The organism is Heliobacterium mobile (genome assembly GCF_009720735.1).
In the GTDB taxonomy this organism is placed as follows: Bacteria; Bacillota; Desulfitobacteriia; order Heliobacteriales; family Heliobacteriaceae; genus Heliobacterium; species Heliobacterium mobile.
Map to the genome: position 1 here is coordinate 60,457 of NZ_WNKU01000013.1, position 14,362 is coordinate 74,818.

A 14,362-nucleotide genomic window follows, 5' to 3' on the forward strand; every position below is an offset into this window, starting at 1 on the left:
TCCCCCTTCCCACATATCAATAACCCACATCCCAGGCGGAGTCATTCGGATCGTACAACGGGATCAGGCAGATTCGCCGGTCCAGATCGGCCAGGGAGGCGCGGATCGCCGGTCCCGATACAGTGGCCGCGATCAATATCACATCAGGCATGACCTGCTCAATGGCATCGCGCCCATAAACGGGATGTCCCATCAGGACCGTTCCGGCGAGGTCGCGATCGACAAAACCCCGCATCGCCACGCCGTGCCGTTCGACCGAATCCAGGATGCCCCGTATCAACTCGCCGCGGGCGCCGTAGATGAGCACCCCTTTTCCCAGCAGCGCCAGATTGCGCAGCAGGTCGTCGATGCGGTGTTGCAGGTAGGCCGAGGCGTCGAAGGCGCGATCGAGTTGGAAGCGATTGACGATGCGGAAGGAATGGGCCACTCGGCAGTTCGCCAAAAGCGCTCCCATCGTCTGCTCGGGCTCCTCCTCCAGGCGGTCGAGGATACGGCGAAGCGCCCGGGGACGGAAGAGATGGTTGGGATAAAAAAATCGTTTGTCCCGCTCCCCTTCCAGGATGACGCGCTCGATCGCCCGCTCTCGCTCCGCGCTCTCCCTTTCCGAACCCAGAATCGCCCCCTGAAAACGATGACGGTCCACTTGAACGAAATTGGCGTCATTTACAGGGAACTGCACGATCGAGCGAACAGTCACCACGTCGGCGTCGATGTCCCGCAAAGGTTTCAGCACCTCGTAGCGCGCCGTCTCCGGACCAGCCCCCGGTGGCAGCAGATGTACGAAGGGATGGCTGTCAATCCGCTGCCACAGCCACTCCGGCGCATTCCGCAACGATTCGAAGGAACGCGCGGAGAAGGCATTGTCGGGCCCTTCCATGATGTCTCCTGGCTGATCCGGTCGGATGAACACCTGCGCAGGCGGGAGGGGTCTGCCGGAGGCCGCCTCCCCCTTTTTGGGCGGATATTGGTTCCGGGCAGCGGAAAAGAGCGTCTTCAGCCGTTGTTCCATCGTATGTTCCTGCTGCGCTCTGACGAGCCCCCGGCGGGCAACGGCCTCCCGCTCCGCCTCATTCTGAATATAAGCGAGCGTCTTGGCTTTCAAATCGTCCACATCCCGGTAAAAGACGATCTCCTCGTCTTCTCGGAACAGTTCCGCCAGTTCCGGGTTTTCGTTGGTCAGTTGAAAAGCGCCGCAGCCTGCCACCTCAAAATGGCGAAGCTTTGTCTGGTAGGTCGGCGCGTCATCATCGGCTGAATAACTGGGATTGAAGACGATCCGGGACTCGCTGTAGACCCGCACCATCTCCTCGTTGGACAGTATCCCCCCGTAGACGTCCGCCAGGACGGGGTGCCGTTCCCAGCCTAGTCCGAAGACGCGAAAGACCAATCCCGCTTCACGGCAGATCTCGTACATCTGCGTGAGCGAGTCTATGCGAACCTGCCCGTCTTCGTTGCGCACCGCCGTATCGCCGGCTTTTTTGTACTTGCCGATGAAGACGACGTCATACTTTTTGGTGACCCCCGGGAGGGGCCGGAAAATATCGTGGTTGTAGCCCCAGGGCAGATAGAGGGTCTTCCCGCCGTCTCCCTCCTCCACCCGGCGCTGCCAGCCTCGTTTGGAGTGGGTGGCTACCAGGTCGAAGCGGTGGTCGTGGCGTCGGTTCAGCCGGTACCATGTCTCCGGTTCATCGTCACAATAAAAGGTGAGCATCGGGATGCCCAACTTCCGCTGCGCAAGGAAAAACTCTTCTGACAGAATGTCATTGACCTCAGCGTAGTAAAACAGGTAATCAAAGCGATCATTGCGGGTCAACGATTCCACATAACGCTGGCAGTAGGTGTTGTCCAAGTCGCCGGCGGCCAGCAGCGGCGTTGTGTTCACAGCGACCGTCGAGAAGAGCTTTTCTATGGGCCGGATCCAACTGTCGTGGACATAGAGGGAACTGAAGTTGCCCACCGCCAGGATACGCGTATTGTCCATCGGAACGTCCCTGCCCTCTTCCTTCTATAACTCGTCAAAATTCAAATTGTAATCCTCAAAGACAAAATAATGGGTCAACCAGGTCAGCCCGCGGACGAAGTCGCTATGTTCTGCAAATCCCATGCTGGCGAGCTGTTTTTTTATGTCTTCGTAATAACTGGAAGCCACCAGAATGAGCGTGTTCTCTCGCTCGGCAGCGTCTAAACCGGCTGGCAAACAGACGGGGATGCCATCGATGCGCATTCCCGCTTTTCCCAGGTCATTGTCGACAAAACAGGCCAACCGCTGGCCGTAGTGCCGCAAAACCGGCTTCAGATATCTCTGGTATCCGGTGCCAGTTCCGAAGACGACCAGCTTTCCACCCTTAGAGAGGCGCTCCAGTTTCGCCGCCAGCACCTGCCGCAAGTCCTCCTGGCCTTCAACGGGCTGGCGCTCCTGAAAGGCGACTGCCATCACCCAGTCATGGAAACCTTGTGCACCAAAGGTCATCATCTCCCGTTTCCAGGGACCGTTGATGTTATCCAGCCATTCCCGGACGTTACTGACATCATCCGGTGTAGACGCCGGTCTAGGCGCGCCAGCCAGGTCACCGGGAGCGGCCGGTGCCGGCTCGCCGAAGGTAAGGCTGCCGTCACGGTCCCAATCGGCCTGGAAAACTCGGCCTTCTTGCAAGGCCCTACCGGCCAGTCCCCAGGACTCGCCGTTGAAGACCACGCCTTTGCCCTGCCTCTCCATTCGATCCGCCAACACGAGGTATTGCCCGTAAGAGAGAAAAGGCATGCCCCGTCGCTTCTGTTTCATCTCTTCGCTGTCCGCCGTGCCGAGCGTATCAGGAATCCATCCGCCGTCATGATCGACATGATAGAGACAGGCTGCGTCATCGAGGATAACCTCCTCGATTCCGCTGTACACCGCCGCGATTTCCAGGAGGTGGTCTACGTTCATCGAATGCAAGTCCCACTCCGGGTATCCGCGCAATTGATGCCAGTTCTCACGGGCCATCAATTGAAAATCGCCGCAGACATTGTTATAGATCGGTTTTGGGATCCGGTACCGCCGATAGACCTCGTCAATATCGTCGGGATAGGTGCGAAAGACGACGCCCGATTGAAAGTTATGGACCAGGAACTTTCCATAGGTGCGAAGGATATGGTCGCGACAAAACTCCAGTTGCTTCTGGAGCGGCTCGGGCTCCGGTATTTCCCGCCCCACGTCATGGCGCAAAGCCCGGTACAGCTTCCCAGGCGTCAAGTCCCCCCGGGCGATGAAGGAAAATAGTTCATCCGACAAGAGGACATCCGCATTGGTCGCCAGGATATAAGTGCCGCGGGCTCTTCGAATCCCGGCGTTCTTGCCGATAAACTGAAACAAGGCCATCTTTTGACTGTAGGTGTATCGCTCATGAATGGCCGGATCGACGGTGATGACGCGCAGCGTGTTAAAAGAACTGCGCTGGCCCCTCCGCAAGGACTCCGCCAAACCCGGTCTTGTCAGATCGGGATTCCATTCGACGATGATCGTTTCCGTGGGCAACCGGTAAGCATCGGAGTGCGCGGCGATTCCATTGACGAACATGCGCAACCGTTTCATAAAGTTGCCGCCATGATCATCATTCCTGGCGACAACAATCACACTCAGTTTGGGAGAATCAATGAACCGCTCTTCCATAGATATTCATTGACCTTTCTTTTCTTCATCCGACCTAGATCCGAAGGGCCTTCGGACAAATCACTTTGGTGCCTCGGTCTGCAACCCGGCTTATCGCCCGCCGTCAGCGATAACGAGCTGGACCCAATCGTCATAGTTTTCGGCAAAGTGAATTCCCTGTTGCAGTCCCATGGACAACAACTGCGCCGCAATCTCCTGCTGCCATTGCGAAGCGATGATCACAAACCAAGAAGCGTCTATCTCCGCCGGCGCGCAAAGGGGGATGCCATCGACTTCACTCCCCCATCTGTTCTGGTTGTTGTCAAAAAAGGCTCCCACAGGGATCGTCAGTTCCCGCAGGTAATCGCGCAGCTTCTTCCCGGCGACGCCGCAACCGAAAATCGCCAGTTTTCGCCCTTGCAGACGCTCATTCCAACGCTCACGGAAGCGGGCTTGCTTCGCCTGCAGAGCCAGATGTTCGTCCGGACTGGTGATCCCATAGAGACCTTCGATGATTCGCTTCGAACGCTGGAAGGTCGCAATGTTCGGAAAGGTAAAGGGCCCGTCGGCGGTATTCATAGAGAAGCAATACCAATGGGCGTTCAGTGAAAACAGGTCGCCCAGCGATTCCCGCATCGTTTTGATTTTATCGTCATCGGCGCCGATTTCTGTGTGAAACACGTGATCCGCCGAATACAACTCGATCCGATTGCGCGTCAAGAAGTCGAGCGCAGATATGGCCTGCCCGACGGCGGAAGAGACGTGACCGATAAAAAACCGGTTATCGCCGGCGTTTTCTCCATCCCAGAGCGAGGTCTCTCCGTAAGGGAATATGTGTTCTCCACAATACCGCGCATCGCTCAAGTCATGCATGATGACCAGATGGTCCCTACTTGCGAGGACAGGCATGATCTTTCCCAATACGACGTTGGCCACTTCAAAACCATGGGCATCCCAAAAGAGCAACACTCGTTGTTGCCCGGCCAGCAATTCCTCAAAGGGAAATTGCAGAATATCGGCGGTATGGCATTGCAGCGGCGACAGCCAATCGTCGTCAATCAAGCCTTTGTCCTTTAATGCCGGAATCGTCTGCTTCTGAAAATAGTCGGTCATGCAAATGCTGACGACATCGCACGTTTTTTCCAGCCGCTGAGACGCTTCGACGAATACACATGTCGAGTTCCCATAGGCGCGCCCCAATTCCAAAATCACATCCGGTTGGTATTCCAATGCGACAGCCATGATCTGCGCCCACTGGTATGTATCCAAGCATTCTTTTGAATTCACCGTCTGGCCCATCTGATGCAATTTTTCGCTAAACGACCGTAATACATGTCGTTGATTCCAGTACGCCCCGGACAATGAAAAGGGATCCCGGTTGCGGTTATCCATCTGACTCCTCCTGTTCAATTTGCATCTCATCGCTCAACCGTTAGATGAACCGGTGGGTCATGCTGTCTTTCAGGATGACGTTCTCGTAGATCTGGTTGTGCGGCTGATAGGTGCAGCGGGGACACTCCTTCTCCACGTCGATGGAATCGAAGATCTTCCAGTGGGCGTCATTCCCCCACAATTTGTTGATCTGTTCCACATCCTCCAGGTTTCTCGCCAACTCCAGCTTCTGGTCGCCGCGCCGGTCACAGCAAAGGCCGAGGGTAAAGGCGTCTTTGGGCGCATCTTTGCCGATGGGGGGCATGATCGCGGCCGTCATGAAAATAGCGTGACACCGCTCAAAACAGTTCGACGGATTGAACTGGGAATCGAACTTGTGGGTGACGCCATAGACGTTGAAGGAATTGTCGTCGAGAGAAAGCGCCTGTTCGATCTGCTCGTTAAAGGTCTGAATGTCTTCCTTGTTGAAGCGGATCTCCTCGTCGGTACCGATCTTATCCCAGGTGGTGCCGGCAGGGCGGATATGTATGTTTTTGCAGCCGATCTCCTTCGCCAGTTTCGCCGCCTGATAGATCTCGCCGATGTTCTCTTTATACAAGAGATACTTATAGCTGACGCCATAGGCCGGGTTTCTCGATCCTAGCGTGCTGTTGTGGCGCTTGGAGTAGTCGATCAGGTTGCTGAGGTTGGTGATGATCGTGTCAAACAAGGGGGTGTTGTCAGGCAGGCCCTTTAGTTTGTTAAAAGTGGCTGCCGATCCTGCGTCGATCGAGGCGCCGACCCAATCGCACTGCGATAGGGCGTCGATGCAATGATTCACCCTGGTGCCGTTGCTGACCAGGCCGATATGAATCTTATGTTGGGCGAGCCGGTCGATAAAGGCGGGCGTCGCCGGGTTGAGCAGGGGTTCCCCGCCGCCGGCGATACAGACGGCCTCCACGCCGGGACTGATGAAGGGGTTCTTCTCCCCCCAGCGGGGCAAAAAGTCGGCGATGGCCAGCAGGGCTTTTTCCGACAACATGCCGCCGCGCTCTTTGCGAACCACCTCGGCGTTGCACCAGGCGCAGTTTAAGTTGCACACATTGGAGGGGTCGATGGTGATCAACGCAGGCTGCGGGATGTCCCTTCCCCGCTTGATCCCCTCCCAGCGGTAGACCTGGCTCAACAGCTTATAACTGTTGAACGGGTTCCACCGCTTTTCTTGATTCCACTCTCGGGACTTTATCTCTTCCGCTTTCGTCTCTTCCGCGCCCTTTGCTTGCTTTTGCACGAAGAACCCCCCATTCAAATTGGATTCCACCGCTGGGCGATGGGATAGCGCCGGCCTGATCCGAAGGCCCTGGTGGTCACCCTGATCCCAGGCGGCGCCTGGCGCCGCTTATACTCGTTTCTCTGCACCATGCGAAAAACGCGCTCCACCGTTGAGCGGTCATATCCTTCGGCGACAACCTCATCAACGGAACGGTTGTTTTCCACCAGCCCGCTGAGGATGGGATCGAGGATCTCATAGGGCGGCAAGGAATCCGTATCCAACTGCCCCGGGCGCAATTCCGCCGAGGGCGGCTTTTCGATGATCGCGCTCGGGATGACTTCCCTGTCGCGGTTTAGGTGTTCCGCCAGTTGATAGATCATCGTCTTCGGCACATCGGAAATGACGGCCAGGCCGCCAGCCATATCGCCGTACATGGTGCAGTACCCGACGGCCATCTCCGACTTGTTGCCGGTGGTGAGGATTAACCGGTTTTCCCGGTTGGAGATCGTCATCAGGAGGTTCCCGCGAATGCGCGCCTGCAGGTTTTCTTCCGCCAGGTCCATGATGTACTTCCCCTCTGAGAGCGATCCGACGAAGGGTTCGAAGATGGGGGTGATCGGGAGCACCCGAAACTCGATCTGCAGATTTTCCGCCAACCGCTTGGCGTCTTCGACACTTTCCCGACTCGAATAGATAGAGGGCATCGCTACGCCGAGGACGTTCCGGCTGCCGAGGGCCTGGACGGCCAGCGCCGCCGTCACCGCCGAGTCAATCCCCCCGGAAAGGCCAATGACGGCCTGCCGGAAACCGGTCTTGGCGAAGTAGTCGGCGATGCTCATCTGCAACGCCTTCTCCAGAGCCGCCATGCCTTCCGTCCGGATCTGCGGCGACATCACCGCCATATTTTCTAACTCAAAAGCGAGGAAGTCTTCCTCAAAGTCCTTCGCCTCCGCCACCAGGGCGCCCTCGTCATCCAACAAAAAGCTTCGACCGTCAAAGACGAGCTCATCGTTGCCGCCGACCTGATTGACATAGAGAAAGGGCTTGCCGTATTTGCGGGCGATCGTTCCCATGATGCTCCGGCGCTGTGCCCCCTTCTCCAGGTGGTAGGGAGAGGCTGAGAGATTGATGAAGATGTCGACGCCCTGGCGCGCCAATTCCTCGATGGGATCCCGCTCATACCGCCTGGACGAACTGGCGTCCTTGTCATTCCAGGAGTCCTCGCAGACATGAACGCCCAAGTTGCAGCCCCGAAAGCGCATAGGCCCGCAGCGTTCAGACGACCAGAAATAGCGGGACTCGTCAAAGACATCGTAGTTGGGCAGCAGGGTTTTATCCTGCCAGGTGATCTCTCCGCCGTCGAGCAGGAAAGCCGTATTGTACAACCGGTCTTCTGCGACCCGAACAGAGCCCAGCAAGACAGCCACATCGCCGCACTGTTGATTCAGGCGATAGAGCGCCTCCTTCGCCTCAGAGAGGAAACTCTCATGATAGAGGAGGTCTCTGGGGGGATAGCCGATCAGTGCCAGCTCCGAAAAGACGAGCAGATCCACCTTCGATCGCTTGGCCTGTCCGATACAGCGGGCGATCTTCGCCGCATTGCCCTGTATGTCGCCAACCGTTGGATTGATTTGAGCCAGGCCGATTCGCATGGCGCCATCACTCGTTTCCTATTGGTTTTCGTAGAATGAGCAGCCTGCCAAGTAATGTCTTGCCGTGCAAAAATCAGTTATCTTCTGATTGTAAATCTTCAAAAAGTGCTGATTTTCCAGCAAGCCCATGTCGCTCAATTGCGCCTTGATGTCTTCATAAAAACTTGACGCGATAAGAACCAGAATGTCGTCCTTTTGTTCGTTCATCAAAACGGCAGGGGGCCGCACCTCAAGTCCGTCTACCCACTTCCCTTGCATGGCTGGGCTGTTGTCCAAAATATAGGATGGTGTGATGCCAAAGCGCTTGATGAGAATTCGAATACCCGCTCGGTAGGCCATTCCCGTTCCAAAAATAATTAACTTTTTGTTTTCAACGGTGTCGACGAGCCGAGCAATCCGCTCATCCGTTAAGGTATCTGATTTGGTTGCTTGTTTCTCCAACAACAACACTCTTCTCAACCATTCCCGGAAGCTGTCGGCGCCGAGCCGGCTGCCGACTTCAGCCAGCTGCGCCGCCTTACGGTCTATCTGTAGTAAAAAGTCGTCCAGGTCAAACTGTTCATCGGCAATACCATAGGGCGCCTCCTTTGGTGACAACTGAAGGAATCCTTGGTTTCCGCTCTGCCTATCCCAGTGAGCCCTGAGCAAGCATGTTTGAGGCAGTTGATCCAGCACAAGACCCCAATGCGTTCCATTGAGTCGATAACCGTCAGGGTTTTCATTGATAATTTCGTGCCCCAACACATTGATTTGCGCATCAGTCATACGCGTTATCTTCTTGGATACGTACCGTTGATCGAGAGACTTGTTCTTTTCTGCTTCGGGCGACCAACCGGCAGTATGTTCGATATGGTAGATACACATTGAATCCGGAAAGATCTCCTCCGATAGGCCCGATGAAATGGCCAGGTAATGAAATAGGGAGTCTAAGTGAAATGCCAGCATATCCAATTCGGGATATCCTTTAACGTCATACCAGTCATCCCGGTGCATTAATTGTAAATCGCCGCAGGCGTTTGTAAAGAAGGGGGCAAGCAGCGAAAAAAAGGAACGAACGACAGGGTAGATTTCTTCAATATTTTCCGGATAGATATAGAAACGCTCGCCCGTCTTCAGATGGCTGCTCCCGCCCCGGTCATTCACACGAACAATATGTTTTGATAAATCATCAACGCACTGCGCGATGGAGATATCCTTGGAGAGGTCCAAATCGACATCATACCGCGTTGCGCGATATAGCTTTCCCTTTTCCAGCCTTCGTTCTCCAAGATGTCGGAATAATTCATCGGCAAACAGAATGTCAATATTTGTGCATAATATGTACTCTCCCCTCGCCCGGCGCACGCCCACATTTTTTGCGATCATCTGGTAGAGCGGAAGATGTTCGGCATGACGGTAACGGCGGTGGATTTCCCGGGGAACCTCGATAAATCGGACTGTGCAATACGGATGGGTTGCCGGCCATTGGAACAGCCCATGCAAGGGCGGTTGGTCAACAGGCGGGTTCCATTCTACGATGATGAGTTCGACGGGAATCTGATATTTCTCCGATTGAAATAATAATCCGTCAATAAACAGTTGCATTCGTTCTTTGAAATTTCCACCGTGATTGTCGTTTCTCGCGGTGGCGACGACGCTCAAATAGGGACCACAGATCTTGCCTTGACTGTCCGTCACCATGACCACCTCATGCCTGCCTTACATTGAGACATTGAACAGGAATCCTCCAATAGTCGGTCTCTGTAAACCCTAGCGATTCCAGTTGTCGCGCAATCGGTTCATACCATCGTGAACATGCCACGATCACGAATTCTGCGCCTGAAAGGGCGTCGGCACCCTTCACTTCTTTGCCCTTCAGTTCTGTTCCCCACAATGCCTGGTTATTGTCGATTATCTTCGTGATGGTTATATTCTCAGCCTCCAGAAAGGCGGCTGCGATGCGACCTTCTGTTCCGGCGCCAAACAGCGCGAGTTCTTTCGCGCCGCTCAAATCGCGAAGCATACTTGAAAAGAGCCTTTTTGCCCGAGCAAACCAGGCGTTCCCCTGTTCTGGCGCGCCTTCGATTACCGATTCGGCGCCCCAGTAGAACAATCCACCGAGGGCACGATCGTTGAGGTTCCTCATCTTTGTAGGAATGCGCGGGTCCTCAAGAGCCGTCCGAATAACTTTCTCTTTTTCTTGAAGCAGTTTGGGATAGAAGCTCGGCGTGCAGGTAAAGGAGCTGGAATGCAGCATATAATCAGCCACCATACCAGGAACGTACCGTATTTCGTGCTGCATGGCGATCCAAACCCATAGCCCAAATTCGTTGAACTGGATAAGCTCTTTGACATCGACCAGCTTGCCCTGCTGTTTCAGCGCCTCCGTTCGAATAAAGGACGCGCTTGCCGGGATCGTTTTTTCACAGCAAAGCAACTGGGTAAACGAGATCGGCGAACTTTTCCATTCGTACATGAGGTCATAATGTTCATCGACGACACGGTAATCGCCAAAGATGATGGCGGCGTCGGGATGTGCTTCAAAGGCCTTTACCGCCCACTCTACAGCGCCTGGATGATAGCGTTCATCAGACATGACAAATCCGATGATATCACCGGTCACTTTCTCCATCGCTTTAGCAAAAGCGTCGACAGGCCCATCATCCGCTTCGGAGTAAAGCCGGATCCGGTCCCGATATTTCTCTAAAATCTCGAGCGTGCCGTCATTCGACGCGCCATCGATGACGATATGCTCAATATTGGGGTAATCTTGTTCAACGACGCTGCGCATACAGTTTTCAATGTATTTCGCGCGATTTTTTACCGCTGTAATGAGACTCACTTTGGGTAACATCATGAGGTCCCCCTGTTGTTGTGATCCATTGGCCCCCATCTTTTTATGCGTTTCGATAATACTCACGCCAATAATGCAACGTGTCTTCCAACATGCGATCGACTTTGATCTGGGGCTGCCATCCTGTGGCAAGCACGAATTTATCGGTGCAAGGGATCTGCAGGGTTACATCGGATGGCCGTAACCGAGCCGGATCTACTTCCACAGCGATGTTCTTATGGGTCGACTTTTCAATCAGGCACTGCAGCATTTCACCGATGGTCATCGTCTCGACGCCGCCGATGTTATAGACCTCTCCGGGCTGACAACAGGTGACCAACAGCCAGTAGGCCCGCACGGCGTCACGAACATCGGTGAACGTGCGAATGCTGTTTAAATTCCCCACATAAATCGTCGGCGCCTGTTTTCCACACTCGATCGCAGCGATCTGTTTGGCAAAGTTGGATGAGGCAAACACCTCGCCGCGTCGAGGTCCTTCATGGGTAAACATTCTCGTCCGAATCGTTTTGATCTTCCAGGAGAGCCAGTACTGATGGGCGAGCATGTCCTCTCCGACCTTACTGACCGCATAGGGAGACGCCGGTCTCAGGGGACAAGCCTCGGTGATCGGGACCTCGTCTTGGCGAACTTGTCCATACACCTCTGAAGAACTGCAGATATGCACCACCGGATCATACCCGTCCAGGTCTTTGATCTGCTTGATCGACTCTAACAGATTGCAGGTTCCGATGACGTTCGTCTCCAGGGTGGACACAGGCGACACAAAGCTAAAGTCAACATACGATTGGGCAGCCAGATGGAAAATCACATCGGGTTTATGTTGCGACAACGCTTTCAACAGGGATGGCATGTCGGTAAGATCGCCGTAGACCAGCTTTACCTTCCCCAAAATGTGCTGGATATTGTCTTTCGGCGCGCGCCAGCGGACAAGCCCGACGATCTCTACGTCCGGATGATGCTCCAGGATATAATCAGCCAGATGACTCCCCACAAATCCGGTGATTCCGGTGATGAGCACCCTGCGAATGTTCATCCCATTCAACGGATTATTTTCACACGCTACGCTCATTGTTCTAATACCTTTCCTATCTCGTTATTAATAGTTTTCTTCCGGCATATAGTAAATGATTTGTGTTCCCGTCGAATCAAAGGAAAAGGGAACGTGCAACAAATGGCCGAGATCTTCTCTGATCCGTTCTTGATCTTCGGGTCTAGCATAAAACAACATAAACCCTCCGCCGCCGGCGCCCAACAGCTTTCCGCCGATCGCTCCAGCCCGTCGTCCGATCTCGTAGACCTCATCGATCGCTCCATTCGAAATCAAGGGGGTCAAGCTCCGCTTGATCATCCATTGTTCATGCAATAATTTCCCGAAGTCATCCAGGTCTTCATTCGCTGTCGCCAAAAAGGCAATCGCCGCATTGGCGATATCCATCATCTCGGTGAGCTCTTTCTTCTTTTGAGGCGTTACCTTGATCTGTTCCTTGGCGATATCGGAAGCAATTCTGGGAAACCCAAGAAAGAAGAGCATCAAATGGCTTTGCAGCAACTGAAGCTTCTTCGTGTCGATGATGATCGGTTCGACAACGATTTCATTCGGTCCGCCAAAGCGAATTTTGTTGAATCCGCCGAAGGCCGCCGTCGTCTGGTCTTGAGATCCTACATTTTCGCCGATGACATGCTGCTCGACATAAATCGCTTCCAACGCCAGTTTCTGTTTCGAACTCATGCAGCCTTTTAAGGCATAGAGCGCGTTCAGCAATCCAACCGTAAAGGCGGAACTGGAACCCAATCCAGACATGGCCGGCAGATCGGCGTTATGCTGGATTTCGACCCCTCGCTCGGTCGAGATAAAGCGCAAGCACTCGCGAATCGAGGGGTGTTTGATCTGATCGATCGTCAATGTCTCTTCTCTTTGCCGGTAGCGGAGACAATAATTGTAATCGAAAAAAGGCGGAAGGTACCGGCAAATGACGTAGCAATACTTATTTATGGAAGTGGACAGCACAAGACCGCCGTTTTCCTTATACCATACTGGGTAGTCGGTGCCCCCGCCAAAAAAGGAAATGCGAAAAGGCGTCCGGCTTATTATCATAAGCAAATCCTCTCATTATTCAGATGCGCGGCTTTGTCGATACCAACGGATCGTATTCCGTATCCCTTCCTCAAAGGAGGTCTCGGCGGAGAAACCGATCAACTGTTCCGCTTTTGTGACGTCGATCTTGCGGACGGGGATCATCGACGGCTTCGATTGGTTATAGACAACCTGCGCGTCCTCATAGCCATCGACGGCCAAAATCGTCTGCAATGCTTCCCGGATGCTGATCGACCTGCCCGAACCGATGTTTACTGGCTCATAGCCCTCGATCTTTTCCATCGCCGAGAGGATGCCCTCAACAAAGTCGCCCACATAAATAAAGTCTTTCAGGTCCTTGCCGTCCCCCCATACCTCCAGCGGGGCGTGTCTTTCGACAACTTTTCGGATCAACGCAGGCAAGACATGCGATGTCTCCCACTCGAAATCATCATACTCGCCGTAGATGTTAGCAGGTCTCACGACGACAACCTGCATAGGATTGCGGATCTTGGTCGCATACATCTCACAAGCGATTTCACTGAACCGCTTCATCCAGCCAACGCAAAAGTACTTCTCAAAGAGGTCCCCTGTCATCATTTCCTCTTCCTTGACAGGATGAGTATAGGCGGGATAGACGGTGTTGCTGCTGATGAACAAGACCTTTTTGACATTGGCGCTGTAGGCCGCCTCAAGGATGAGCAAGTTCATGATTACGTTCGGCGTCACATGGGTGAGTGGGTTCTTTTCAATTACAGCCGCGCCGGATGTGTTTGCGGCGCACATAAAAACGAAATCCATCCCCTGCGCAACGCGGTGGCAGTCCTCTTGCCGGGTTAGATCACAGCGAACATAGCGGATTCGATCATCCTGAAGGACCGGCTCTTTTTTATGTATGGTTGCTGTCACATCAGCGCCGAGTTCAAGCAGACGTCTGATCAGATTGACACCGACAAAGCCGGTCCCGCCGGCGACGAGCACGTTTTTCCCTTTATACACGATGTCCCACCTCATCTCGTTGCGATAGGATTGGGTCTTTGATCGGCCACCAGATATTCAGCTTCGGATCATTCCACTTGTAGGTGAACTGGCCTGCCGGGTCATAGTATGTGCTTTGTTTATAATGGAAGATGGCTTGTTCGCTCAAGACCAGATGGGCGTTACCGTGCTTGGGCGGAACCAACACCTGATGGTAATTGGAGGCGGAAAGGGTAAAAGCTTGCCATTTTCCGAAGTTTATTGATTGCTCATCACAGTTGACAACAACAAAATAAAACTTTCCGTGCAAGCACGAAATCAGCTTCCATGTGTTTTGATCCCCGTGAATCCCCCGCAGCACACCTTGGGATGAAACAGAAATATCATCCTGCACAAAGTCAATGTCGATCCCGTTTTCCTTATACAGTTTTTCATTGTACGTTTCCGTGTACGTTCCCCTGAAGTCTTCAAACGTATAGGGCTTTATCAGCAAAACCCCGTCCAGTTTCGTCTTCTCTACCGCGAGCATAGACTTCCTCCTGTGATCCATTGA

Annotated in this window: 11 protein-coding genes; all 11 read right to left on the reverse strand. The window is 53.8% G+C overall.

Going from position 1 to position 14,362, the window contains the following annotated elements; translation table 11 throughout:
* Positions 1–16: 16 nt before the first annotated feature.
* Positions 17–1,981, reverse strand: coding sequence for a CgeB family protein (locus GJ688_RS11840; RefSeq protein ID WP_155476765.1), 1,965 nt, complete (start codon positions 1,979–1,981; stop codon positions 17–19).
* A gap of 24 nt (positions 1,982–2,005) precedes the next feature.
* Complete coding sequence (locus GJ688_RS11845) at positions 2,006–3,649, reverse strand: glycosyltransferase family 2 protein (RefSeq protein WP_155476766.1); 1,644 nt, start codon at positions 3,647–3,649, stop codon at positions 2,006–2,008.
* A 90-nt stretch (positions 3,650–3,739) separates the two neighbouring features.
* Positions 3,740–5,020 carry an LbetaH domain-containing protein gene (locus GJ688_RS11850; RefSeq protein ID WP_155476767.1) on the reverse strand — a complete coding sequence of 427 codons (1,281 nt, stop codon included), beginning with the start codon at positions 5,018–5,020 and terminating at the stop codon, positions 3,740–3,742.
* Positions 5,021–5,060: 40 nt separating this feature from the next.
* Positions 5,061–6,290 carry a radical SAM protein gene (locus GJ688_RS11855; protein ID WP_170291918.1) on the reverse strand — a complete coding sequence of 410 codons (1,230 nt, stop codon included), beginning with the start codon at positions 6,288–6,290 and terminating at the stop codon, positions 5,061–5,063.
* A gap of 14 nt (positions 6,291–6,304) precedes the next feature.
* Positions 6,305–7,924: an NAD+ synthase gene (locus tag GJ688_RS11860; protein ID WP_155476769.1), complete on the reverse strand. Its 1,620-nt coding sequence runs from the start codon at positions 7,922–7,924 to the stop codon at positions 6,305–6,307.
* Positions 7,925–7,942: 18 nt separating this feature from the next.
* A complete protein-coding gene (locus tag GJ688_RS11865; RefSeq protein ID WP_155476770.1) occupies positions 7,943–9,601 on the reverse strand; it encodes a hypothetical protein in 1,659 nt (552 codons plus the stop codon).
* 10 nt (positions 9,602–9,611) lie between these two features.
* Positions 9,612–10,757 carry a glycosyltransferase family 2 protein gene (locus GJ688_RS11870; protein ID WP_170291919.1) on the reverse strand — a complete coding sequence of 382 codons (1,146 nt, stop codon included), beginning with the start codon at positions 10,755–10,757 and terminating at the stop codon, positions 9,612–9,614.
* 43 nt (positions 10,758–10,800) lie between these two features.
* The gene (locus tag GJ688_RS11875; RefSeq protein WP_235910943.1) at positions 10,801–11,826 is read right to left on the reverse strand and encodes a GDP-mannose 4,6-dehydratase; all 1,026 of its coding nucleotides are present in this window, start codon (positions 11,824–11,826) and stop codon (positions 10,801–10,803) included.
* 27 nt (positions 11,827–11,853) lie between these two features.
* Complete coding sequence (locus GJ688_RS11880; protein ID WP_155476772.1) at positions 11,854–12,852, reverse strand: GHMP family kinase ATP-binding protein; 999 nt, start codon at positions 12,850–12,852, stop codon at positions 11,854–11,856.
* A gap of 15 nt (positions 12,853–12,867) precedes the next feature.
* On the reverse strand, positions 12,868–13,830 hold the full coding sequence (locus tag GJ688_RS11885) for an NAD-dependent epimerase/dehydratase family protein (protein ID WP_170291920.1): 963 nt from the start codon (positions 13,828–13,830) through the stop codon (positions 12,868–12,870).
* On the reverse strand, positions 13,823–14,338 hold the full coding sequence (locus GJ688_RS11890; protein ID WP_155476774.1) for a dTDP-4-dehydrorhamnose 3,5-epimerase family protein: 516 nt from the start codon (positions 14,336–14,338) through the stop codon (positions 13,823–13,825). The genes GJ688_RS11885 and GJ688_RS11890 overlap by 8 nt, the downstream gene beginning before the upstream one ends.
* Positions 14,339–14,362 lie beyond the last annotated feature (24 nt).

What these genes read in the sequence shown, in the direction of transcription:
- GJ688_RS11840 (WP_155476765.1), bottom strand. Translation starts at nt 1,981, where the DNA reads ATGGACAATACGCGTATCCTGGCGGTGGGCAACTTCAGTTCCCTCTAT.
- GJ688_RS11845 (WP_155476766.1), bottom strand. Translation starts at nt 3,649, where the DNA reads ATGGAAGAGCGGTTCATTGATTCTCCCAAACTGAGTGTGATTGTTGTC.
- GJ688_RS11850 (WP_155476767.1), bottom strand. Translation starts at nt 5,020, where the DNA reads ATGGATAACCGCAACCGGGATCCCTTTTCATTGTCCGGGGCGTACTGG.
- GJ688_RS11860 (WP_155476769.1), bottom strand. Translation starts at nt 7,924, where the DNA reads ATGCGAATCGGCCTGGCTCAAATCAATCCAACGGTTGGCGACATACAG.
- GJ688_RS11870 (WP_170291919.1), bottom strand. Translation starts at nt 10,757, where the DNA reads ATGTTACCCAAAGTGAGTCTCATTACAGCGGTAAAAAATCGCGCGAAA.
- GJ688_RS11875 (WP_235910943.1), bottom strand. Translation starts at nt 11,826, where the DNA reads ATGAGCGTAGCGTGTGAAAATAATCCGTTGAATGGGATGAACATTCGC.
- GJ688_RS11880 (WP_155476772.1), bottom strand. Translation starts at nt 12,852, where the DNA reads ATGATAATAAGCCGGACGCCTTTTCGCATTTCCTTTTTTGGCGGGGGC.
- GJ688_RS11890 (WP_155476774.1), bottom strand. Translation starts at nt 14,338, where the DNA reads ATGCTCGCGGTAGAGAAGACGAAACTGGACGGGGTTTTGCTGATAAAG.